We start from the raw sequence: 22,920 nt of genomic DNA on the forward strand, positions 1-22,920 counted from the left end.
ACGAGTATAAGTTCTTTATGGGGTGTCTTTATGAGCCGCAGCGGCGATTTTTACATTCATATTGCTAATCTCGAAGTGGATTTTCTCCACTTCCTGCGCGACCTGCTGGCAGCCGAAGGCTTCTCAGCCGAGGACGCGATTGTCCATCCGGGTCCCGGCTTTAGGCGATATGAGCCGGATCTTATTGTCGGCAATCCGAGCGGTCGCGGAAAGACGGTCGTTGAATTCAAGCTGTACCGAACGCAGAAGGCCCCGACACCGCTTCTCTTGCAGGCGGCAGAACGTGTTCGAACCAGTCAAACGAAGGAGGGAGCATCGCATTCCCTGCTAGTCGTTACCTCCGCGATATCGCCTTCCCAGCGTGAGCGCATAGAGGGCGATGGGCTTGAATGCTGGGATCTTACAGATCTGAAAGCGAGAGCCGGCAAGGACCCTGATCTCGGTGCCGCATTGGCCGACCTTCTTAAGGCGGCCCAGGTCGGAACTGAGCGCACGAAGTTGTCAGTCGCCGAGTATTATGAGCTGAGCGATGCTGGTGACGCAAAGGTGTCAGCCGACGGGGAAGAACTCGCCAAAGCTCTTGAAGCGTGCCCGAGCGGTAGGGGGAAAAAGGCATCGGTTCAGTTTGAGCGATTATGCGTCCAGGCGCTCAAGCTTCTTTTCGCGCCCGATTTTTCTGGCTGGAAGGAGCAAAATACTATTGAACGCGGATATCAGCGTCTGGACGTTATAGCTCGCTTGACACCGTCCAATCCGTTCTGGGAGGCGCTCGCGTATGATTTCCGCGCCCGATACATCGTGTTTGAGTTCAAGAACTATTCTGCAGCCATTTCACAGGCCGAGATATTTACGACCGAGCGATATTTGTATGCCACGGCACTTCGACCGGTCGCCATAGTCATCGCCCGCAAGGGCGCTGACAAGAATGCCCACAAGACCATTCAAGGAGCGTTGCGCGAGCATGGCAAGCTGATCTTGTGCATCACATTGAAAGAGTTATGCGATCTTTTGCGCGGTTGGGACGCTGGTGATGACCCGAATAACCTGATGGTCGCGAAGCTGGACGAGTTGCTAATGACGATTGCGCGATAGGTTCATACAGCGCCAGTTTCGTAAAGTGTAACTTGACAGGCAACGGCTCGATTCTGTATGCTTAGTCCATGAAGATTCGGAACGTCCTGCATAAGGGGCTTCGTCGCCTTATCGAGGATGATGATGCGAGCGGAGTTCAGGCGGCGGTGGCGGAGAAGCTGCGCCGCATGATTTCGTTTCTCCAGGACATGGAGCGCGAGGACGAGCTTCGCACCGTGCCAAGCTGGAAAGCCCACAGGCTGACCGGCGACCGCAAGGGGACATGGAGCCTGTTCGTCACCAAGAACTGGCGGCTGACGTTTCAAATCGACCAAAACGAGATCGAGGTCATCGACCTCGATTACGAGGATTACCACTAGGAGGTAGCTATGAGCACTAATATGGGTATCCGCATAAAGAACCCGGCCCATCCGGGTGGGTTCGTGAAGCACGAGATTATCGAGCCGCTGGACCTGTCTGTCACGGACGCGGCCAAGGCTCTGGGCGTTACGCGTCCTGCCCTGTCGGCGCTGTTGAACGAGCGCGCGGCGCTTTCCCCGGAGATGGCGCTGCGCATCGAAAAGGCATTCGGCGTGTCCATGGACACGCTGATGCGCATGCAGAACAGCTTCGACATTGCCCAGGCGCGCAAGCGCGAGGGCGATATCAAGGTCGCGCGCTATGCGGGCGGCTCGGGCGATGCAAGTCCTGCTCCCGTTTAGGTAAGTGTAAGCTATCACAATGAAAGTGTTTGTCTTTGCTTGAGGCACCGCTACGCGATCTATTATCCAGTCGGCTTGATGTGCTGGAAAGCGGCCTAACGCTTCTGGATATCGAGAAGTATATCCCTAATAAAATAGGGACGCGGAGCTTCATCGATATCCTGGCGCGGGATGAGCGTGGGCGCTGGGTGCTGATTGAAGTCAAGAGAAGTGATGCCGCTGCCCGTGAGGCTATTCACGAGATCTACAAATATGTCGAAGCCGTCAAAGCGCATCTTGGCGCGCGTGACGATGAAATACGCGCGATTGTTGCCTCTACGAACTGGACGGAACTTCTGAGTCCGTTCTCCCGATTTACGCATGACACTTCCATCTCGGTAGTCGGGATGAATCTTGTCATTGATGAAGCGACAAAGAACATCTACGCCCAGACCATTGAACCGCTGCCCATCACATCGGGGCGCGTCTTGTCGCCGTGGCATGACATGAGCCTGTACGAGAGCGCGGAGCGCCTTGCTGCCGGAATTGCGAGCCACGATGCAAGCTGCAAAGCGAAGGGCATCGCCGATTACATCATGGTGGTGATGAAGGCCCCTGACGGCTTCTATGAGGCATCGGTTGAGGCGACCGCACGAGCAATGCGGGAAATAAAGGGTGATGCGGGTGAACCGACACAGGATGAGATTGCTGAGACAGCCGCAAAAATGAAGCGGTTGGAGCATCTGATTTATTTCGTACCCCAGCTCCTGCCCGCGGATGAGTATATGCGCATCATCCAGGCTGACCCTGACCTTTATCAGGAAGTGATGGAATTCGCTGACGACATGGAGGGCGAAGAGCTTCTTGCATCCTTACAGGAATACGCACTCTTTGCAGATCCGAAGGTTGACCGCGACTATTTTGAGGTCGGGTATCCCGCGAAGTTCCGTGCCAAGCTATTGGATAGCGAGGGTTGGAATATCGAGGAAATTCTTCGGCGTGGTGCGTTCGCTCGAAACCAGAACCTCACCGATGAAACCGTTCTGGGCGAAATAGCGGGGGAAGCTGGCACATCCGGCCAGAGACTTAAGCGTTCAGTGGTACTGTCGAGCAGGGCTGAACTCTCGCAGCTTATGAAAGATGTCGCAGAATGCCTGCCCAACAATCCGGTTTGGCGGGGCATGATCCGCGATCAGTTGGATGATGCGCGATCTGACTTTCCAGAGGGTACAGTGCATGTCTCGATCTACGCACCATCAACCGGGATTCTGACGCTGTACTTTGCCGTTACGCAGGAGAACGGCGTTCTCTTTGTTCCGACCTACAGCCTGTCCGTGGAAGCAGATGGCGAAGTCCGACGGATGTACGCTGGTGAACTACAGTCCTCGGACACAGCACCAGTTGCGCCCGAAGCATATAGACACGTTCTGGACGAATACTATGGCGGAGATGTCGGGTCGCTGGTGATGACCATGACATCGGGAGGATATGAGGTGCGGGATATCGATATTCTGGAAGACCTAGGCCTTACCTACGGATCGTTCAGATGTGATGCTGAGGGTGATGCGCGGCATTTTTTCAGGATGAAGAATGGGAGGTGGCGCAAAGCTGCGCAAGTTGTCCCATTCGGTCAATTCAAAAGCTATCTTGAGCGAAACAGTCGGCTTCTCCAGATTATCGTTCGCAAGCTATCACCGCGTATTGGTCCTGGAATATGCGACGGAAGCCTGTCCGAACGTCAACTGGAGGATAGGGTGGATGCGGAAATTGCAGGCCGAGGCGAAGTCTACATTGGCCCTCCGGAACAGTGCGACGTTTGTACGATTCCGCTGTCGGGCGAGGTGTTCATGTCGGATGGACGTGTGAAGGATGGCACGATGTGGGCCAATATGTGCGCGGACTGTACCATCTACTACGGTGCCGGGATTGGCTGGGGGATAGGCCAGCTATATCGCAAAGCTGAAGATGGTCGATGGCTGCTCGTCGGAGGTGGGCCTGGGCAAAGTGAAGCCGACGATGAACGGGCATGATCCAATCGGTTTCGTTTCCGTCTGTCTTTTGAAAGCGTAAGTCGATTGGAAGATTATATGCTCGATCTGCGAGAATGCCGAGTTCACTGCCTGCACAATCCAGCGGCGTGATGCTGGCGGCATCCAACCGAAGAACGGTTGGCCATGGGGTCTTGGGGAGATCGGAGGCTCCCCGAGCGCGATGGAACGGCGGACGTTCCTCCATGGTCCGGTGCTGGTGGAGCGGGAAGGCTCCAGGCCTGGCGAGTGGGAGCCATGAGGGGCGGCGATACGCCCTTCATGCCGATGGGTGTGGGGAGAGCGGCAATCTCCCCATGAGTGATGAACCGGCGATACGGTTCACTGGCACGGCAAAGCTCAACGCCGGAGACGTGTCACAGGCCGGGAGGGATGCAACGGGAGGCGCGCAGCGGACCTCCCTTGCCAAGATGGTGCGGTATGACCGCACACATCTTGCGTACCGCGCGAAGCGCCATCAATGCGGCCTATCGGCTGTTTGTTCGGTTTTGTCTCATGAACCGCCGTCGCGTTCCTCATGGGGTATCACCGCTGTCGGTATGACTGCCCTGCCGCGCTTTCACTCACCGATTCCCATAACGCTGCCGTTGCGGTATAATCCAATCGGCTTTGCCCGCTATATGCGCGAAAAATGATCGATTCCGCCGACGGGTGGACTCTGCACTCTTTTTCCTGATGCTGTAAGTATAGCTAAGTAAGCAACGCTTTGAATTTATTTAGGCAAAGTAGGGCAACTTGGTAACCATCCGTTTCGACGCGGCTCTGGAAAACAAACTCTGCCGCGCGTATGTCAAAGACCTTGATCCGACGATTGAGGCTCGCATGGGGCTCTGTTCGGGAAGAAAAAACTTGCACAACTAGGACCAAAATCCTAGTATGTTCCTGTTATGTTCTTTCCGTGAGAAGGAGAAACCCAAAAACGAGCCGGAAAGGACAGGTCATGCAAGACGATGCACTGCTTTCAGACAAGACCAAGCCTACAAACGCTCGCTCCGCCGCGCAGGATGATGCTCCCGATCTTGCGGCCCCGGTGAACAGCCAGGCCCCGACCTACGCCGCCCTTAGCTTCGATGCCGACGAATTCATCCAATATGTGAAGGACCACGATCTGAGCGAGGGCGAAGCTTATGAGTTTCTGGCGACGGTCTGGGTTTATGTCGTGACCTGGGTGGATCTGGGCTTTGGCATCCATCCCCCGCAACAAACGCTCAAGAAGGACGGCGCGGAACCTGAACCCGCGCTGGATCATGAATCCGCGCTGGTGCTAACGTACAGGGAGACATTCAACAACAGATCGAAAGAGAAGACCGCGCCGCGCCCGAAGCGCCGTGCGGGGAGGAAGGATTCATGATGATGGAAACGAAGGAGCCAATCAAATCACAAGCGGTGATTTACGTTCGGGTTGCGAGCGTCGATCCGGGCGACGGTAACGGTAGAATTGCGATGCAGGAGCAACGCTGCCGCGACTACGCGACAGCGCAGGGATACGCGGTTGCCCGCGTGTTCATTGACGCGGGCGTTTCGGGCGGCATTGCCGAGCGTCCCGGTCTGAATGCGATGCTGGCCTATCTGGAGACGATGCACGACCGTGGCACCATCGTGATGATGGAGGATAGCGCGCGACTGGCGCGCGATGTCCGCGTCATGCGCGACCTATCCGCGAGAATTCGCGGCACCGGCGCGCGAATTGAATTCTGCGATGCGCGGGCTGTGGCAAGCATCGTCCTACCCGATCGGATTCTGTTCATGGGAGCGCGGAGGGTCCAGATATGAGCAAGTCAGCACCTTTATCCTCAACCACGCTTCAATCCACGAGTGCCGTCATCTATTGCCGTGTTTCCAGCGCGGCGCAGATGCAGAAGGGCCATGGCCTTGCCTCGCAGGAAACTCGCTGCCGCGAGTTCGCGCGCATGAAGGGATATGAGGTCGTTCAGGTCTTCACCGACGAGGCGGTGTCTGGTGGCCTCATCAATCGGCCTGGCATGCAGGCGATGCTGTCCTTCCTGCGCGCCAACCGTAAGTGCGGCGGCTTTGTTGTCCTCCTGGATGACATTTCGAGAATCGCAAGATCCATCCAAGTTCATCTGGAGTTGCGCAGCGCTATCGCGGAAACGGGCGCGCGTCTGGAAAGCCCGTCCATCGAGTTTGGCGAGGATTCCGATTCCATCCTCGTGGAAAACCTGCTGGCCAGCGTCTCGCAGCATCAGCGCGAGAAGAACGCGGAGCAGACGCGCAACCGGATGCGCTCCCGGCTGATGAACGGCTACTGGCCGTTCATCGCCTGCATGGGGTATCGGCATGTCAGCAAGCCCGGCGAGGGTCGCGTGCTGGTGCGCGACGAACCTTTGGCCTCGATCATTCAGGAAGCGATGGAAGGTTATGCCTGTGGCCGCTTTCGCTCTCAGGCGGAAGTGGCGCGGTTTCTGGAAAGGCATAACGCCTTCCCGAAAAGTGCTGGCGGCAAGGTCCGCTATCAGCTTGCCAATACCATCCTTACGAAGCCGCTTTACGCGGGCTATGTCGAAAACCCGGACTGGGGCGTGGAACTGCGCAAGGGCAAACACGAGGGGCTAATCAGCTTCGAGACGTTTGAACGCATCCAGAAGCGTCTCAAGGAAGGCTCCTACGCGCCGATGCGCGCCGACATCAGCGAGGACTTCCCGCTGCGTGGCGCGGTGTCCTGTGCGTGCTGCGGCAAGCCGCTGACGGCCTGCTGGTCGAAGAGCAAGACCGGCGCGCGTCATCCTTACTATATGTGCTTCGCCAAAGGTTGTGAGCGCAAGGGTAAGGCCATTCGCCGCGATGTGATTGAAGGCGCGTTTGTTGACCTGCTTGACGGCATGACACCACGGCAGAACCTGTTCGATCTCGCGCATGCGATGTTCAAGCGGGCGTGGAGTCTGCGGCTCGATCAGGCGCGCGCGATGAAGCTGTTCAATGACAATGAGGTGGCAAAGATCGACAAGCAGATTGGCGTGATGCTCGACCGCATCGTTGATGCCTTGTCCGAGTCCGTCATCGCCGCCTATGAGAAGCGTATCGCGGAACTTGAACGCGGCAAGCTGCTGCTCGCCGAAAGGCGGGCTAACATCGGTCGTCCGAAGCGCACCTTTGAGGAGATGTTCGAACACGCCTGCAGTTTCCTCGCAAGCCCTTTGAATATCTGGAAAAATCCAAACCCGGTCGCCCGAAAGCTCGTCCTGAAACTGGCCTTTGCGGAGCGTCTGCAATACCGCCGCGATACAGGATTTCGAACACCGAAAACCACCTTGCCGTTCAAGGTGTTAGGCGATTTTTTGTCCGGTGAAAGAATGATGGCGGAGAGAGAGGGATTCGAACCCTCGATACGGTTTCCCGTATACACGCGTTCCAGGCGTGCGCCTTAAACCACTCGGCCACCTCTCCGCAGCCGGCCCGTCCGGTGGGCCTGCGGGGCAGGCCTTTCGTCGGTCCTCGTGCGGGAAGGCGATGGGTCCGGCGCTCGCACCAGGGCGGCGCGAAGCCGGGCCGACCCGGCCCGCAAGTCGCGCAATATACTGACGATGCGGCCAAGTTCAAGCACTCATCCATGCCCTGCGGCGCTTTTCAACACGGGCGGGCAAACCCAGCCGGCAACGGGCGAGAAAGCCGGCGGAAACATTGGGTTCTGCCCGCTGAGGCCAGAGGACGGGCGCTTGCGCGGGCGCCTGGCGCATGCAGCCGGGAGGGGCCGCGTGCGGGCGGATCGGCGGGGGCGGCCGCCCCCACGCGGGGTCACGGATTGCTCCCGCGGGCTCACGGATCGCTCCCGTGCTCTCACGCCTTGCGGAAGCGCCTTTCGTCCATCTTGCGCTTTTGCGAAAGCAAGCCTATCTGATGCGCCCGGCGGGAGAGGCAAGGCGATGGCGCGCCGTGCCCATTCTCGCCGTTTTCTCGCGTTTTGCTGTCGCCCGAAAGGCCGAGGCGGGCTATGGTCCGGCCCGCGGCCGCCCGCGTATGCAAATTTCGAGTGAACGAATTCCGCCGTACGGAGTTCAGGAAGGTGCAGAGGTCTGCCTGCAGACGTCCTGCAGCCGATGTTTGCAGTCTGGCGCGGGCCGGCCCGATGCCTTCAGGCTTGGTGTTGGGTGGATCCGGGACGGAACGATGTTCAGACTTCTCCTGCGGCTTCTCGGTCTGTGGTTCGTGGCGCTGGCGCTGGTGGCGCTGGTGATCGACGCCACGTCGACGATCGCCGCCGGAAGCTGGTCGACGACGTCCTTCGGCCAGTACTGGTTCGACTTCGCGCCCGAAAGTCTCGCCGCCGCCCAGGCCTTCGTCCAGGCCGAGGTCAATCCGGTCCTGTGGGATCCGGTTGCCCTCAAGCTCCTGGTGCAGCCGGCCTGGGTGATCGTCGGACCGCTCGGCTTCCTGCTCCTGTGGATCGGCGACCTCGGCCGCGGCCGTCGCCGCCGCAGGCTCGCCGAAACCGTCTGAGTCCCTTGCCCGCCGGCCTCCCCCGGCGCGCATCCCTTTGGAGGCATCCATGTCGTTCATGACAATGCTCAGCAACAAGTTCTCGCTGGTCGACCCGGCCATGGCGCTGCCCGGCCGCAGCGAGCCGATCGTCACCCCGGGCATCCATACGGTGCTCGGCCGCCCGCTCGACCTGGCCCCCGGCGCGGGCGAGGAAGAGGTGCTGTTCGGACTCGGCTGCTTCTGGGGCGCCGAGCGGCTGTTCTGGACCATGCCGGGCGTCGTCGTCACGGCGGTCGGCTATGCCGGCGGCCACACGCCGAACCCGACCTATCACGAGGTCTGCACCGGCCGCACCGGCCACACGGAAGTGGTGCGGGTGGTCTTCGACACCGCGCGCCTGCCGCGCGAGGAGCTGCTCAAGGCGTTCTGGGAAGGCCACGACCCGACCCAAGGCATGCGCCAGGGCAACGACACCGGCACCCAGTACCGCTCGGCGATCTATTTCCGCCCGGACAGCGGGATGGCGGAGGCGGTGGACGCTTCGCGCGCGACCTATGCGGCGGCGCTGAAGGCGGCCGGCCACTCGCGCACCATCACGACCGAGATCAAGCCGATGGGCGACTTCTACTTCGCCGAGGAGTACCACCAGCAGTATCTCGACAAGAACCCCGGCGGCTATTGCGGCCTCGGCGGCACGGGTGTCGCCTGCCCGGCGGGCCTGACCGTCTGAGGCGGGGCGCGGCATCGCGATTGAACGAGGCGCGCGGGACGGCCGTTCCGCGCGCCCTTTCGTATGCGCAGGCGCGCCGTCTTGCCGCTTTGCAAGCGGCCCGGCGGCAGCCCATATTCAGGCAATGACCCCTCTCGGCATCGGCCCGGCCATCACCATCGACCCGCAGGTTCGCGCCAGATACCGCCGGCGCAACCGGCTGCACACGCTGGCGCTCGCCGCCGGGGCGGTGCTGCTGCTGTCGCTGACCGCGTGGACCCTGGCGGGGCCGCAGGGCGTGTTGTGGGCGGCCATCGGCGGCTCACTGTCGGTGATGCTGGCGGCGCGCTATTCCTCCGCGCTGGTGCTGCAGCTCTACGGCGCGCGCGAGGTGACGCCTGCCGCCTTTCCCGAGGCGCACATGATCGTGCGGCTGTTGGCCGAGCGGGCCGGCCTGCCGCGCATGCCGAAGCTCTATCTGGTGCCGAGCCGGATGGTGAACGCCTTTTCCACCGGCACGCGCGAGGACAGCGCAATCTGCATCACCGAAGGGCTGCTGGCCCGGCTGACCCCGCGCGAGTTCGTCGGCGTGATGGCGCATGAGCTCGCCCATGTGGCGCATGGCGACATCCACGTGATGGCGATGGCCGATGTGGTGGCGCGGATGACCGGCATCATGTCGGTGTTCGGCCTGATCCTGATGCTGATCAGCCTGCCGGAAGCGCTGGCCGGCGGGGCGGCCGTGCCCTGGGGCGCGGTGCTGCTGCTGCTCGTGGCGCCGACGATCGGAACGGCGGTGCAGCTGGCCCTGTCGCGCACCCGCGAGTTCGAGGCGGATCTGGGCGCGGCCTCGCTGACCGGCGACCCGGAAGGGCTTGCCAGCGCGCTGATGAAGCTGGAGCGCATCCAGGGGCGCATGTGGGAGGCGGCGCTGCCGCAGGGCGCGCGCATTCCCGACCCGTCGGTGCTGCGCACGCACCCGCAGACCGCCGAGCGGGTGCAGCGGCTGCGCGAATTGCGGGCCTCGCCCGAGCGCTGGCTGGACACGGCCGCGATGCCGCATGTGGCGGGACGCTCGCCCGTGCCCGATGCAGGAGCCCCGCGCCGCCGGCTGACCCGCTTCGGCACCTGGTACTGACGCGCCCGGTACTTAGGCGCCCGGTACTTAGGCGCCTGGCAGCCCTGCCTATTCGGGCAGGCCGAGGAAGCGGAAGGGCTCGGCCTCGACGAAGGAGGCGGTCGCATTGCCGGAATAGATGTGATCCTGGTCCGGCCCGAGGTCGAGCTTGCGCACCGGCGCACCCTTCGCGAAGTCGAGCTGCTTCAGGTCCACCCAGAACGTGTTCGGGGTGAGGGCGGATTCGAAGAAGTAGAGCCGCCGCTGGTGGTCGACGACCGTGCGCCAGCGGGTGGAGGAAATGTTCGGCTGGTCGGGCGTGGTGATGCCGAAGGGCACGGACACGTTGCGGATGACGCTGAAGACGCTGGCGATGGCCCGGTTGGGGTCCTCGGGCCGCGGGATCGCCTCCACATAGAAGCTCGCCCGCGCGAAGCGGTCGGCGGCGCGGTTGGTGCCGGGCAGGAACACGGTGCCGCCGATGCCGCGCCAGTATTCGGCGAGCGCCAGCTGCTCGTCGAAGGTCGGCGAGTTGGTCATCACCGTGTAGCGGCGGTTGTGATGGATGACCTGCCGGCCCTCGATATACTCGACGATGGCGCTGTCGCCGCTGGCATCGGACATGGACAGGTGCAGCGTCGTCAGCCGGTCCTCGCCGGGCACGCTGTCGGTGACGAGGGTGAAGGGCTCGGCCTCCAGCGCCGCGACGGCCTCCGCCACGCTGGCGAAATTGTCGAGCACATACTGGCCCCAGGCGGCGATGGTCAGGCCCGGCCGGTTGCCGGTCATCTCGGGATATTCGGACTCGGCCAGCCACAGCAGGTTGACCGCAAGGCCCTCCTCGTTGACCCCGTCCGTGGTCGACACGTCGTAGCCCGAGGCGATGACGCTGCCGTATTTCGAGGTCCATTTCAGCGAGTTCGGCCCGGCCTCGCCGCTGCGCTCCATGCCGCGCGGCATCACCCACAGATTGGTGGCGATCTCGTTCTTCCAGTCCATCGAGCGGGCGGTGACCACCGTGTCACCGGCGCCGTGATAGACGAGGCGGGTGCAGGCCTCGGCAAGGGCAACGCCCCCGGTGGCGAGGAGCGCGGCGAGCGCCACGCGCGCGCTCAGGCGCAGGCCGAGACGGCGGGCGCGGGCGGAAAACGGCGTGCTGGACATCGGGGGGACCTCTTGGCGTGCCACGTCGCGAAAACAGGCCGCCGAAAAAAAGCGGCCGCCGCCATCGTAGAGGGCGGCGGCGAAGCGGGGCAAGCCGGTAAAACCTGCGGCTGCAGGCATGGTCCCCCGGGATTATCGCCCGACAGTCCGGGGGGTTGCCGCGGAGCCCCTTAGGGCGAGACGCAGGTCGCGGTCAGGCCGCCATCCACCACCAGCTCCTGGGCGGTGATGTAGCGGGCCTCGTCCGAGGCGAGGAACAGCGCCGCGTTGGCCGTATCCCAGGCATCGCCCATGTGCCCCATCGGGCACTGCGCATCGCGCCGAGCGATCATCTCCTCCTCCCCGCCATAGGAGGCGGCGAGCGGCTTGCGGATCATCGGCGTGTTCATCAGCCCCGGCGAGACGCAGTTGGCGCGGATGCCGAGCGGCGCATATTGCAGGGCGATGTTGCGGGTGAGCCCGACGATCGCCGCCTTGGACGCCGAATAGGCGGCATAGGGAAAGCCGATATAGCGGGAGGCGGCGATCGAGGCGACGTTGACGATGGCGCCGCTGCGCTGGCGCTCCATCACCGGCAGCACATGCTTGCAGGTGAGGAAGATGCTGGTCTGGTTGATCGCGATCACCCGGTTCCAGCTCTCCTCCGAGGCTTCCACCGGGCCGCCGGTCTCCGAGATGCCGACATTGTTGTGCAGGATGTCGATGCGGCCGAACTGCGCAAGGCAGGCCTCGACCATCGCCGCGATGTCGGCGGAGGAGGAGACGTCCGCCTGCGCCGTCTCGCAGGTCCCGCCTTCGGAGCGGATGATGTCGCGCGTCTCGGCCGCCGCGCGTTCATCGCGGTCGACGGCGAGGATGCGCGCGCCGCTGCGCGCGAAGAGGACCGCTGTCGCCTTGCCGTTGCCCCAGCCCTCTCCCGAGGATCCGGCGCCGACGACGATGGCGACCTTGCCGGCCAGTCGGCCAGCCGAAGTATCTGTCATGTGGAAACCGTCCGTTCTGATGTCCCGACACGAAAAGACCGGGGCGGGCTCGGCCCGTCCCGGATCGCAAGGAAAAGCCGGAGCGGATCGCCTCCGCTCCGGCCTGTCACGTTCGGCGGTTACTCGGCCGCTTCGCGCATGGACATTGCGTAGCGCTGCAGCGCGTCGTCCTCGACCGGCTCGATCGGCGTGAAATCGCGATGGGCGATGTATTCCGGCCGGGTCGGCTTGCGGATCGCGTTGGAAACGGTGGAGAGCGTCAGGTAGACGATCTTGCGCGGGTAGGGCGTGATGTTGCCCGACGAGCCGTGCACCAGGTTGCCGTGGTGGATCAGCAAGCCGCCGGCCTTGCCGGTCGGGGCGACGATGCCGCCCTTGGCGGCGAGCTCGGTCACGGTGTCGTTGTCGAGCGTCCAAAGGCCATAGCTGGTTGTCGTGGTGTCGTATTCCGACTTGAGCTGGCCGTGGGTGTGCGAACCGCCGATCAGCATGAGCGGGCCGTTGATCGGCAGCACGTCGTCGAGGAACACCGAGATGTTCATCGCCCGCGGCTCGGGCATGCCGTCATCCTTGTGCCAGGTCGGGAAGTCCTGGTGCCACTGCCAGACGTCGCCGGTGAAGGCGGCCTTCGCGTTCACCTTGAACTGGTGCATGTAGAGCTCTTCGCCGAAGATCTGGCGCACCGGTTCGATGAGGCGGGGATGGCGGCCGAGCAGGCGGAACGCCTCGTTGTAGGTGTGGCAGGCAAAGGCCGTGCGCGGCGTGCCGTCCTTCTCGCGCCAGATCTCCTTGCGGTCCTCGTCGAAGATGCCGGACGCCGCCTCGCGCAGCACCTCGACCTCTTCCGGCGAGAACGCCTCGGGCAGGAAAAGAAAGCCGTGGCGGTTGAATTCGTCCTGTTGTTCCTGCGTCAGCTTCATGTGGCGTTCCTCCTCTTGGGTCACGGCCTTCAGGCCGTGTTCTTCAAAGACTGCCTGGCGGTGAGGCGGGCCTCCGTCTCCTTGCCGGCATTTTCCGCGTGGGCCCTGGCGGCGCCTTCCGCGGCTGCGTCGCCGGCTGCGATGAGCCGGGCGATCTCGGTGTGGTGCTCCCAGGCGGATTCGCGGAAGCCGCCGATGTCCAGCACCAGCCGCATGGAGCGCATCATGTGCGAGAACTGCGGCTCGAGCGTCTCGGCGATCCGGCGGTTGCCGGACATGACGATGACCTGGTTGTGGAAGTCGACGTCGAGCGCGATCCGTTCCACGACGGGCGTGTCGTCGCCGAAACTGTCGGCCTGGTGCAGGATCGCGGCGAGCTTCTTCAGCTCGGCCTCCGGCATGCGGCCCTCGGCGACCCGCGCGGCGGCAAGGCCGGCGGCCAGCCCGTCCAGCGCGGCGCGGACCTGGTAGATCTCGCGAAGATGCGCCGGGTCGATCTCGGTGACCTTGAGCCCCTTGCGCCCGGTCTCCTCGACCAGCCCGTCGCGCTTGAGCAGCTGCAGCGCATGGCTGACCGGCTGGCGCGACACGCCGAGCCGCTCGGCGAGCTCCGCCTGGCGGATGCGCTCGCCCGGCGCGAGGTCGGCCAGCGCGATGGCCTGACGCAGCCGCTCGTAGACGCGGTCCACCAGGATCGGGCTCTGGTCGATGAGTTTCATGGGCATGCCTTGCGTCCTTCCCCTCACGGTCCTTGCGGACATCGCAATGAAGCGCAGCCGGCGCGAGAGCACCCGGGCGGATCCCCGGGGGCTGGTTGGCGGCCTGTCCGGCGCGGTGCCGGGACAGGCTGGAGGAACGGCTGCGTCACCGCAATGCGCCGCAGGTATGACATGGGAGGCCTGTTCGGCACACCCGGTGACGCGCGTTCCGGGACGGACCTGTCCCTGACCTGGCCGGGATGCGGCCAAGCTCTCCGTACTCTCCGCTGAGGCCGTTCGGGCCGGCGGTCTGGCGATGGGGCCCTCAGGCCGGGTGTCTCGGGCCGGATATCCGGCGGTATCAGATGTGCCGACCTCCGGTGTGCCGGGTTCCGATGTGCCCGGGACCTCCGATCTGCCGGGTGTCTCTGGCTGTTCGCGTGTCCGGTCCCGCGGGATCTTTGCCCTGTCGGGAGGAGTGGTTCGGCTGTTCAGGAATTCGGAATTCCAAATTCCAACGACGCCACCCTGCCTCACGGAACCCGGCCTGTCAACAGTTCGGAATTCCGAATTCCATTATCGGCCTCACGGGGGCATGTGCTTTGGAAGCGATTCGGGGTGTGCCGGGAGAGGATGGCGCGCAGCCGGACCGCGTCGCTCCGCCGCGGCCTTGGAATGGGCCGTCGGCATCTGCGCACACCAGAGGAAGGTTGGCTCGCAAAGGAGTTTTGCCGGCTTATCTTGCAGCATTCCCAAGGGGAAGGTGTCCCGCGATGCGGCGCCCTGAGGCGAGGCCGGGTGCCGGGATCGGGGTGCGGTGCGCGGCAGGGCGAAGCAATCCGACCTCGGGTCCTGCATCGTCCCGGCCGCTTTCCGGCCCGGCCTTGCGCGCGGAACCCGGCGTGCGGCGGCAGCGCTGCGGACGGTCGCCGCGAGGTGCATCCCCTACAGGAAACTTCGCCGCCTCAAGGTCTTGACGCGGCTAAGATTGTCATCCAGCCTTCACGCAGGACGCATAACAGACATCCGGTCCAGAACGGATGCAGATCGCGCCCCAGTGGAGGAACATAGATGACCATTCACCTGACGAAGCTCGCCGGTGCGGCGAGCGTTGCCGCCTTGCTTGCCGGCCTGATCGCCGCCACGCCCGCGCAGGCCGAATTCAAGCTCGACAGCCGCTACACCGATGCCGACGGCGACCTGATCGCCGACATCCCGACCGATCCGGCGCAGCAGATCGATCCCTCGACGCTGATCTTCGCCTATACCCCGGTCGAGGACCCGGCCGTCTATGCCGAGGCCTGGGCCGACTTCCTGGCGCATATGGAAAGCGTCACCGGCAAGAAGGTGCAGTTCTTCCCGGTCCAGTCGAACGCCGCCCAGATCGAGGCGATGCGTGCCGGCCGCCTGCACATCGCCGGCTTCAACACCGGATCCAACCCGCTCGCCGTCGCCTGCGCCGGCTTCCGCCCCTTCACGATGATGGCCAAGGCCGACGGCAGCTTCGGCTACGAGATGGAAATCATCACCTATCCGGGCTCGGGCATCGAGAAGCCGGAAGACATCAAGGGCAAGACCCTGGCCTTCACCGCCGAGACCTCGAATTCCGGCTTCAAGGCGCCGTCCGCGCTGCTGAAGGCCGAGTACGGCCTCGTCTCCGGCACCGACTACGAGCCGGCCTTCTCCGGCAAGCACGACAACTCGGTGCTCGGCGTCGCCAACAAGGACTATCCGGCGGCCGCCATCGCCAACTCCGTCATGCATCGCATGATCGAGCGCGAGGTGATCAAGCCCGAGCAGGTGGTCAGCATCTACAAGTCGCAGACCTTCCCGACCACCGGCTACGGCGTTGCCTACAACCTGAAGCCGGAGCTGCAGGAGAAGATCAAGGAAGGCTTCGCCACCTTCAAGTGGGAAGGCTCGTCGCTGGAGAAGGAGTTCTCCAAGTCGGGCGAGGCGCAGTTCATCCCGATCACCTTCAAGGACAACTGGTCCGTCATCCGTCAGATCGACGAGGCGAACGACGTTTCCTACAACTGCCAGTAAGGCATGAACGGTAACACCGTGACCGGCCGGACGGGGCGTGTGGGGGATCCTCTCCCGCGCCCCGTCCGTGCCCCTTGCGCGCTGCCCTGACCCGGCAGACCCGGCCGCACAGGCCCTCTCTCCCCGGATCCCCGCATGCTGACAGTCGAAGCGCTTACCAAGACCTACAAGACCGGCGACAAGGCCCTCCGGTCGGTCAGTTTCACCGTGCCGAAGGGGCAGGTCGTCGGCCTGATCGGGCCGTCCGGCGCCGGCAAGTCGACCCTCATCCGCTGCATCAACCGCCTGGTCGAGCCGAGCGAGGGGCGGGTGCTGCTGAACGATCTCGACATTACCGGCCTGCCGGCCGGCGGCCTGCGCCGGGCGCGCCGCCAGATCGGCATGATCTTCCAGGAATATGCCCTGGTCGAACGCCTGTCGGTGATGGAGAACGTGCTGTCGGGACGCCTCGGCTATGTCGGCTTCTGGCGCTCCTTCCTGCGCCGCTTTCCCGGCGAGGACGTGGAGAACGCCTTCCGCCTGCTCGACCGCGTCGGCCTGATCGACCATGCCGACAAGCGCGCCGACGCGCTGTCGGGCGGCCAGCGCCAGCGCGTCGGCATCGCCCGTGCGCTCGCCCAGGATCCCGAGCTGCTGCTGATCGACGAGCCGACCGCCTCGCTCGATCCCAAGACCTCGCGCCAGATCATGCGCCTGATCGTCGAGATCTGTGCCGAGCGCGGCCTGCCGGCGATCATCAACATCCACGACGTGGTGCTGGCCCAGCAGTTCACCCAGCGCATCATCGGCCTGCAGGCCGGCCAGATCGTCTTCGACGGCACGCCGGACCTGCTCGACGAAGGCGTGCTCACCCGCATCTACGGCGAGGAGGACTGGACAGCCATGCGCCGCGCGGCGGAAGAGGACGACCACGCCGAGCGCGACGCGGCCGAACGCATGGCCGGGATGGTCTGAGCCATGAGCGCGACCGCAAAGGCCTATCCCCGTCGCTGGCGCCGCCCGGCGACGATGATCCCCGACCCGCGCTGGCGCTACGGGATCTACACCGTCATCGTCGTCTATCTTGTGCTGGCCATCGGCTCGGTCGACGTCAACTGGGCCCGCGTCTGGGACGGTCTCGACCGGGGCTGGCGCTTCGTCCAGGGCTTCCTGCAGCCGGACTTCACCAGCCGCTGGAAGGACATCAGCGCCGGCATGATCGAGAGCCTGACCATGACGGTCACGGCGACGGTCGCCGGCGTGCTGATCTCCGTGCCCATCGGCATCGGCGCGGCGCGCAACATCGCCCCGCGCCCGGTCTACTACATCTGCCGCGGCATCATCGCGGCGAGCCGCGCCCTGCAGGAAATCATCATCGCCATCCTGCTGGTCGCCATGTTCGGCTTCGGCCCCTTCGCCGGCTTCCTGACCCTGTCCTTCGCCACCATCGGCTTCCTGGCCAAGCTGCTGGCCGAGGACATCGAGGACATCGACGAGGCGCAGGCGGAGGCGGTGCGCGCCACCGGCGCGTCCTGGTGGCAGCTGGTCAATTACGCGGTGCAGCCGCAGGTGATGCCGCGCCTGATCGGCCTGACGCTCTACCGCTTCGACATCAATTTCCGCGAGAGCGCGGTGATCGGCATCGTCGGCGCCGGCGGCATCGGCGCGACGCTGAACACCGCCATCGACCGCTACGAATACGACAGCGCCGGAGCGATCCTGCTGATCATCATCGCCGTGGTGATGTTCGCGGAATACTCCTCCAGCTATATCCGCAAGTGGGTGCAGTGACATGCCGGTGATCAAAACCGAAAGCGGCCCGGTCTGGCTCCGCCGCACCCCGCAAGCCTCCTTGCGCCTGTGGGCCGCATGGTTCGTGTTCGTCGCCCTCACCGTCTGGTGCTGGCAAGTGATGACGAAGGACACGATCTGGTACTTCGTCACGGACGCGCCGCAGCAGGCGGCCGACATCGGCTCGCGCATGTTCCCGCCGCGGCTGAGCTATATCGAGAAGCTGATCTGGCCCTTGTGGGACACGATCAACATGGCGACGCTCGGCACCATGCTCGGTGTCGCCATCGCCACGCCCATCGCCTTCCTGGCCGCGCGCAACACGACGCCGAGCCTGATGATCGCCCGGCCCATCGCGCTGTTCATCATCGTCGCCTCGCGCTCGATCAATTCGCTGATCTGGGCGCTGCTGCTGGTCTCGATCCTGGGGCCGGGCCTTCTCGCCGGCATCATCGCCATCGCGCTGCGCTCCATCGGCTTCGTCGGCAAGCTGCTCTACGAAGCCATCGAGGAGACGGAGGCGACGCAGATCGAGGCGGTGCAGGCGACCGGCGCCAGCGGCGCGCAGCTGCTCAACTACGGTTACTGGCCGCAGATCGCGCCGGCCTTCTGGGGCATCTCGGTGTTCCGCTGGGACATCAACATCCGCGAGAGCGCGGTGCTGGGCCTGGTCGGTGCCGGCGGTCTGGGACTGCAGCTGCAGGCCTCGCTCGCCGTGCTGGCCTGGCCGCAGGTGACGACGATCCTGCTGGTCATCCTGGCGACGGTCGTGTTCAGCGAGTGGGTGTCGGCCAAGGTCCGCCACGCCATCATCTGACGGACGGGGCAGGCGGGCGGGCTTTCCGGCACCGCCCGTGCGGGGCTATGGATGGGGGTCGGGGCGGCAGCGCCCCGACCCGCACCATCGCATCCGGAGGTTCGCCCATGGCCGACACGCCCGTTCACCCACCCGTCCTGCGGCTCGCCGATCTCGACTGCGTCGCCCAGGCCCACGGCGAGACGTTCGAGGCGCATTTCGCCTCCATCGCGGCACCGCTCGGCGCGCGCCGGCTCGGGGCGCGCTATGTGGAAGTGCCGGCCGGCAAGAAGGCCTGGCCGTTCCACTGCCACCACGCCAACGATGAGATGTTCGTGATCCTGTCGGGCTCCGGCACGCTGCGCTATGGCGACAAGCGCCATTCCGTTGCCGGCGGCGATGTCGTCGTCTGCCCGGCCGGCGGGCCGGAAACCGCGCATCAGCTGATCGCCGGAGCGGACGAGCCGCTGCGCTATCTCGCGGTCAGCACGATGAACGAGCCTGACGTGATGGAATATCCCGACAGCGGCAAGGTCACGGTGTTCGCCGGGGCGGCTCCCGGCGGCGACAAGACGGCGCGCCGTGTCGCGCTGTCGCTTCGCACCGACAGCGCCGTCGACTACTGGGACGGGGAAGAGTAAGCCGCGAGGGCGGCGGCGGGTCAGTCTCGCCGCTCCAGCGCCAGCCGCAGCCCGAAACCGATCAGCACCGCGCCGGTCAGCCCGTCCAGCGTGCGGGTGACCGCCGGGCGCCTGAGCAGGCCGGCGACGGGACGCGTTGCCAGCGTCAGCAGCGCGAACCAGGCGGTGCCCATCGTCGCGTGGATCGCGGCAAGGCCGACGCTGAAGGCGACGACCGGCACGCCCTCTGCCGTGAACTGCGGCAGGAAGCTGATGTAGAACACGCCGACCTTGGGGTTGAGCAGGTTGGTCAGCAGCCCGCGCCAGAACCAGCCGCGGCCGCTGGTGGTGCCCTTGCCTTTCGCGTTTGCCGCTGCCGCGAGCTTCTGTGCCCGCTCCGCGGAAAGCGCGGCGCGCAGCATGCCGAAGCCGAGCCACAGCAGGTAGAGCGCGCCGGCGATCCGCAGCACGGTGTAGGCGGTTTCCGAGACCGCCAGCACCGCGCCGAGGCCGAGCGCGGCCATTAGCCCCCAGGCGAGCACGCCGGTGGAGACCCCGGCGCCGGCCAGCATGGCGCGGCGCGGCCCCTCCACGGCGGCCGTGCGCAGCACGAGCGCAGTGTCGAGGCCGGGCGTCAGGGTGAGCAGCGCGGCGGCGAGCGAAAAGGCGAGAACGGCGGAAAGCGGATCCATCGGCAGCATCCTGGCGAAAGCGGCGTCCGCTGGCGCGCGGAGCATCGTCCGCCAAGGGATGGCACGGCTGTGCCGACTGGCCAAGCGGTTTCGCTTCAGCCGGCCGTGAGGTTCTTTCGCTTGCCGGTCAGGATGGGCGGCCCTGCGGCTCAGCAATTGTGCGTATTGCGTGGTCACCGGGCGAGGGCCGATGCTTGGGCAACCAACCAGACGCCCGCGCGGGCGGGCCTCCCGACACACGAGATCCGCGATGACCGCCACCGGACAGGATGCGCGCAACCAAGCGGCGCACCGTTCCGCATCCGCTTCGGCCGCCCTCGACCCGGCCGCCCTGTTCACCCCCAAGCTCGTCACCGTCCTGAGGGAAGGCTACGGCCTTGCGGCGCTGCGCGCCGACGCGGTCGCCGGACTGACGGTCGCCATCGTCGCGCTGCCGCTGTCGATGGCGATCGCCATCGCCTCCGGCGTCACGCCCGCGCAAGGGCTCTACACCGCCATCGTCGGCGGGTTCCTCGTCTCGGCGCTGGGCGGCAGCCGCTTCCAGATCGGCGGGCCGGCGGGCGCCTTCATCGTGCTTGTCGCCGCGACGGTGATGCAGCACGGCGTCGACGGGCTGATCCTGGCGACCTTCCTGTCGGGCCTGATCCTGGTCGGCGTCGGGGCCTTGCGGCTCGGCACCTATATAAAGTTCATTCCCTGGCCGGTGACCGTCGGGTTCACCGCCGGCATCGCGGTAATCATCCTCGCCTCGCAGGTGAAGGATCTGCTGGGCCTGACGCTGGACGGGCCCGAGCCCGGTCCCTTGCTGGAAAAGCTGCCGGTGCTGTGGCGGGCCCTGCCGGACCTCGACCCGGCGGCGGCGCTGCTCGCCGCCGGCACCATCGCCGTGATCCTCGTGCTGAAGCGCTGGCGGCCGCACTGGCCGGGCCTGCTGATCGCCATCGTGCTCGCCTCCCTGGCGACCTGGGCAGCCGGTCTGCCGGTCGCCACCATCGGCTCGCGCTTCGGCGGCATCCCGAGCGGGCTGCCGGTGCCGGCCCTGCCGGCCCTGTCGATGGAGAAGATCCTCGCGGTGCTGCCGGCGGCCGTCTCCTTCGCGCTGCTCGGCGCCATCGAATCGCTGCTGTCGGCGGTGGTCGCCGACGGGATGAGCGGGCGCCGCCACCGCTCCAATTGCGAGCTGGTGGGGCAGGGCGTCGCCAATATGGGCTCGGCGCTGTTCGGCGGCTTCTGCGTCACCGGCACCATCGCCCGCACCGCGACCAATGTGCGCGCCGGCGCCATCGGCCCGGTCGCCGGCATGCTGCACGCCCTGTTCCTGCTGGCCTTCATGCTGCTGGCCGCGCCGCTCGCCTCCTACATTCCGCTGGCGAGCCTTGCCGGCCTGCTGGCTGTCGTCGCCTGGAACATGGCCGAGCGCCACGCCATTGCGGTGCTGCTGCGCACCTCGCGCGGCGATGCGCTGGTCTTCGCGGTGACCTTCCTGCTGACGATCTTTCGCGACCTGACCGAGGCCATCGTCACCGGCTTCGCGCTCGGCTCGGTGCTGTTCATCCACCGCATGTCGCAGATCGCCGGCGTGCGCCGTCTGCCGCTGGTCTCGGAGGACCGGGCGGACACCAGCGCCGATGGCGGCCTGCCCTATGACGGGGCGGCGGCCGATCCGCAGATCATCGTCTATCGCATCACGGGGGTGTTCTTCTTCGGCGCGGCCTCGTCCATCGGCTCGGTGCTGGAAAGCATTTCCGACACGCACCGGGCGCTGGTGGTCGATTTCTCGGCCGTGCCCTTCCTCGATTCAACCGGCGCGAACACGGTCGCGGGCCTTGTCGACAAGGCCTCGCGCCGCGGCGTTGCGGTGGTTCTGTGCGGTCTGGAGGAGAGCCTGCGCCGCCCACTGGAGGCGCAGGGCGTTCAGGCGCCGAAAGTCACCTTCGCCGCCGATGTGGAGGCGGCGCTGGCGATGCTGCAGGCGGAGCCGAGCGCTCAGGAGGTGCGGCGGTAGACCCACACGCGCGCGGGCGGCAGGTTCTTGAGGATCCAGCCGCTGCGCTGCACCGAGAAGAGCTCCGGCTCCGGTGCGACCGGCGGCACCAGGGCATAGGAGAACTGGATGAACGGGGCGCCGGGCTGCAGCAGCTCGAAGGCCTGCATCAGCAGCGCGCGGCGCTCTTCCTTGGGCCGCGAGAACAGCGGCATGGAGGAAACGACGCTCGCCAGCGTGCCCGGCTCCACATCGGCCAGCGTGTCGCGCAGCCGGTAGGCATCGCCCTTGACGATGGCCATGTCGCCGTAGCGGCGCGCCAGCAGGCGGCAGAAATCGTCGCTGTATTCCAGCGCGATGACGCGGCTTTGCGGAATGCCGCGCTCGAGAATCGCATGGGTGACGACGCCGGTTCCGGGGCCGAGCTCCAGGACCGGGCCGGGACGCTCGATCTCCACGAAGCTCGCCATGCGGCGGGACAGGTCGGGGCCGGAGGGGCTGACGGCGCCGGTGGTCAGCGGCTTTTCCGCCCAGTTGCGCAGGAAGCGGAACTCGTCGGCGAGCTTGGCCGACAGGCCTTTGACCTTGCGGGCGGAAACGTCGAGCATGCTGAAATCCATCCCTTTTGAAACGTAGAGGCTGGCCGGCAACCTGCTTCGACTGCGAAAGTGGGCCGTGCCCGTGGTGAAATCAAGGCAAGGCCAACGTCTTCGGCCGGTTTTAATCGGCGCCCGTCTTGTCCGGCCGCATGAAGACGAAGGCGAGCTTGTTGCCGTCGGGGTCGCGCACATAGCCGCCGAAGAAGGCGGGGCCGTATTGCGGACGCGGTCCGGGCGCGCCCTCGTCGCTGCCGCCATGGGCAAGCGCTGCGGCATGGAGGTCTGCAACCATCTTCTCGGATGAGGCGCGAAAGGCCAGCATCACGCCGTTGCCGACCGAGGCGGGGGCGCCGTCGAACGGCGCACCGACCACCAGCGCGCCGCGCGCCGGATCGTCGAAGGAGCCCCACGAGGCGCCGGTCTCGCCGCTCCAGCAGCGAGGTTCGCCGAGGATGTCCATCACCGCATCGTAGAAGCGGATCGCCCGGGCAAGGTCCCTGGTACCGAGTGTCGCATAGCAGAACATCGCCGGCTCCTTGCCTTGCCCGGTTGCCGTATCGGCCCG

22 protein-coding genes, 1 tRNA gene and 1 pseudogene are annotated in these 22,920 nt (G+C 65.1%); 16 read left to right on the top strand and 8 right to left on the bottom strand.

The window, feature by feature from the left end:
• The first annotated feature begins 30 nt into the window (after positions 1 to 30).
• The 7 genes and pseudogenes from BBX35_RS18270 to BBX35_RS23950 all read left to right on the top strand — a co-directional run.
• Positions 31 to 1,092, top strand: coding sequence for a restriction endonuclease (locus tag BBX35_RS18270; protein ID WP_141687896.1), 1,062 nt, complete (start codon positions 31 to 33; stop codon positions 1,090 to 1,092).
• 68 nt (positions 1,093 to 1,160) lie between these two features.
• Positions 1,161 to 1,451, top strand: a complete 291-nt coding sequence (locus BBX35_RS18275; protein ID WP_067223131.1) for a type II toxin-antitoxin system RelE/ParE family toxin — start codon at positions 1,161 to 1,163, stop codon at positions 1,449 to 1,451.
• Between the two features lie 9 nt (positions 1,452 to 1,460).
• Positions 1,461 to 1,793, top strand: a complete 333-nt coding sequence (locus BBX35_RS18280; RefSeq protein WP_067223133.1) for a HigA family addiction module antitoxin — start codon at positions 1,461 to 1,463, stop codon at positions 1,791 to 1,793.
• A 35-nt stretch (positions 1,794 to 1,828) separates the two neighbouring features.
• On the top strand, positions 1,829 to 3,802 hold the full coding sequence (locus BBX35_RS18285) for an endonuclease NucS domain-containing protein (protein ID WP_171901491.1): 1,974 nt from the start codon (positions 1,829 to 1,831) through the stop codon (positions 3,800 to 3,802).
• Positions 3,803 to 4,760: 958 nt separating this feature from the next.
• A complete protein-coding gene (locus BBX35_RS18290; protein ID WP_067223138.1) occupies positions 4,761 to 5,171 on the top strand; it encodes a hypothetical protein in 411 nt (136 codons plus the stop codon).
• Positions 5,168 to 5,593 (top strand): recombinase family protein, encoded by a 426-nt coding sequence (locus BBX35_RS18295; protein ID WP_067223139.1) that lies wholly within the window; start codon positions 5,168 to 5,170, stop codon positions 5,591 to 5,593. Before BBX35_RS18290 ends, BBX35_RS18295 begins: the two co-directional genes overlap by 4 nt.
• Positions 5,594 to 5,673: 80 nt before the next feature.
• A pseudogene (locus BBX35_RS23950) lies at positions 5,674 to 6,594 on the top strand (recombinase family protein); the annotation flags it as partial.
• Positions 6,595 to 7,135: 541 nt separating this feature from the next.
• Here the strand turns inward: BBX35_RS23950 and BBX35_RS18305 are convergent.
• Positions 7,136 to 7,225 (bottom strand) — tRNA-Ser (locus tag BBX35_RS18305).
• 720 nt (positions 7,226 to 7,945) lie between these two features.
• On the opposite strand from BBX35_RS18305, the gene BBX35_RS18310 reads away from it, so the two are divergent.
• The 3 genes from BBX35_RS18310 to BBX35_RS18320 all read left to right on the top strand — a co-directional run bounded on the left by BBX35_RS18310 (position 7,946) and on the right by BBX35_RS18320 (position 10,104).
• A complete protein-coding gene (locus BBX35_RS18310) occupies positions 7,946 to 8,275 on the top strand; it encodes a hypothetical protein (protein ID WP_067223142.1) in 330 nt (109 codons plus the stop codon).
• A 49-nt stretch (positions 8,276 to 8,324) separates the two neighbouring features.
• Positions 8,325 to 8,987 carry a peptide-methionine (S)-S-oxide reductase MsrA gene (gene msrA, locus BBX35_RS18315; RefSeq protein WP_083206423.1) on the top strand — a complete coding sequence of 221 codons (663 nt, stop codon included), beginning with the start codon at positions 8,325 to 8,327 and terminating at the stop codon, positions 8,985 to 8,987.
• Positions 8,988 to 9,111: 124 nt separating this feature from the next.
• Complete coding sequence (locus tag BBX35_RS18320) at positions 9,112 to 10,104, top strand: zinc metalloprotease HtpX (RefSeq protein ID WP_067223145.1); 993 nt, start codon at positions 9,112 to 9,114, stop codon at positions 10,102 to 10,104.
• Between the two features lie 48 nt (positions 10,105 to 10,152).
• Here BBX35_RS18320 and BBX35_RS18325 read toward each other — a convergent pair whose 3' ends face one another.
• The 4 genes from BBX35_RS18325 to BBX35_RS18340 all read right to left on the bottom strand — a co-directional run bounded on the left by BBX35_RS18325 (position 10,153) and on the right by BBX35_RS18340 (position 13,875).
• A complete protein-coding gene (locus BBX35_RS18325; protein WP_083206424.1) occupies positions 10,153 to 11,247 on the bottom strand; it encodes a linear amide C-N hydrolase in 1,095 nt (364 codons plus the stop codon).
• Between the two features lie 170 nt (positions 11,248 to 11,417).
• Positions 11,418 to 12,230, bottom strand: a complete 813-nt coding sequence (locus BBX35_RS18330; RefSeq protein ID WP_067223148.1) for an SDR family NAD(P)-dependent oxidoreductase — start codon at positions 12,228 to 12,230, stop codon at positions 11,418 to 11,420.
• A gap of 119 nt (positions 12,231 to 12,349) precedes the next feature.
• A complete protein-coding gene (locus tag BBX35_RS18335; RefSeq protein WP_067223149.1) occupies positions 12,350 to 13,150 on the bottom strand; it encodes a phytanoyl-CoA dioxygenase family protein in 801 nt (266 codons plus the stop codon).
• A gap of 29 nt (positions 13,151 to 13,179) precedes the next feature.
• Positions 13,180 to 13,875, bottom strand: a complete 696-nt coding sequence (locus BBX35_RS18340) for a GntR family transcriptional regulator (RefSeq protein WP_228188930.1) — start codon at positions 13,873 to 13,875, stop codon at positions 13,180 to 13,182.
• Between the two features lie 1,044 nt (positions 13,876 to 14,919).
• Between BBX35_RS18340 and phnD the strand changes: the two genes are divergently transcribed.
• From phnD to BBX35_RS18365, 5 genes are all read left to right on the top strand, one after another.
• The gene (gene phnD, locus BBX35_RS18345) at positions 14,920 to 15,894 is read left to right on the top strand and encodes a phosphate/phosphite/phosphonate ABC transporter substrate-binding protein (RefSeq protein WP_067223152.1); all 975 of its coding nucleotides are present in this window, start codon (positions 14,920 to 14,922) and stop codon (positions 15,892 to 15,894) included.
• A gap of 135 nt (positions 15,895 to 16,029) precedes the next feature.
• Positions 16,030 to 16,848 carry a phosphonate ABC transporter ATP-binding protein gene (gene phnC / locus BBX35_RS18350; RefSeq protein WP_067223154.1) on the top strand — a complete coding sequence of 273 codons (819 nt, stop codon included), beginning with the start codon at positions 16,030 to 16,032 and terminating at the stop codon, positions 16,846 to 16,848.
• 3 nt (positions 16,849 to 16,851) lie between these two features.
• Positions 16,852 to 17,664: a phosphonate ABC transporter, permease protein PhnE gene (phnE, locus tag BBX35_RS18355; protein ID WP_067223156.1), complete on the top strand. Its 813-nt coding sequence runs from the start codon at positions 16,852 to 16,854 to the stop codon at positions 17,662 to 17,664.
• 1 nt (position 17,665) lies between these two features.
• On the top strand, positions 17,666 to 18,481 hold the full coding sequence (phnE, locus tag BBX35_RS18360) for a phosphonate ABC transporter, permease protein PhnE (RefSeq protein ID WP_067223159.1): 816 nt from the start codon (positions 17,666 to 17,668) through the stop codon (positions 18,479 to 18,481).
• Positions 18,482 to 18,588: 107 nt separating this feature from the next.
• Positions 18,589 to 19,101: a cupin domain-containing protein gene (locus BBX35_RS18365; RefSeq protein WP_067223160.1), complete on the top strand. Its 513-nt coding sequence runs from the start codon at positions 18,589 to 18,591 to the stop codon at positions 19,099 to 19,101.
• A gap of 20 nt (positions 19,102 to 19,121) precedes the next feature.
• Here the strand turns inward: BBX35_RS18365 and BBX35_RS18370 are convergent, their stop codons facing one another.
• Entirely contained in the window at positions 19,122 to 19,772 is a 651-nt protein-coding gene (locus tag BBX35_RS18370) for a LysE family translocator (protein ID WP_067223963.1), read from the bottom strand.
• Between the two features lie 250 nt (positions 19,773 to 20,022).
• On the opposite strand from BBX35_RS18370, the gene BBX35_RS18375 reads away from it, so the two are divergent.
• Positions 20,023 to 21,777, top strand: coding sequence for a SulP family inorganic anion transporter (locus BBX35_RS18375; protein WP_083206425.1), 1,755 nt, complete (start codon positions 20,023 to 20,025; stop codon positions 21,775 to 21,777).
• Here the strand turns inward: BBX35_RS18375 and BBX35_RS18380 are convergent.
• Positions 21,759 to 22,364 (bottom strand): class I SAM-dependent methyltransferase, encoded by a 606-nt coding sequence (locus BBX35_RS18380; RefSeq protein WP_083206426.1) that lies wholly within the window; start codon positions 22,362 to 22,364, stop codon positions 21,759 to 21,761. The two genes, BBX35_RS18375 and BBX35_RS18380, sit on opposite strands and share 19 nt — an antisense overlap.
• Positions 22,365 to 22,476: 112 nt before the next feature.
• Positions 22,477 to 22,881 carry a VOC family protein gene (locus BBX35_RS18385; protein WP_067223165.1) on the bottom strand — a complete coding sequence of 135 codons (405 nt, stop codon included), beginning with the start codon at positions 22,879 to 22,881 and terminating at the stop codon, positions 22,477 to 22,479.
• Positions 22,882 to 22,920 lie beyond the last annotated feature (39 nt).

This window comes from Stappia indica, from assembly GCF_001696535.1.
GTDB lineage: Bacteria > Pseudomonadota > Alphaproteobacteria > Rhizobiales > Stappiaceae > Stappia > Stappia indica.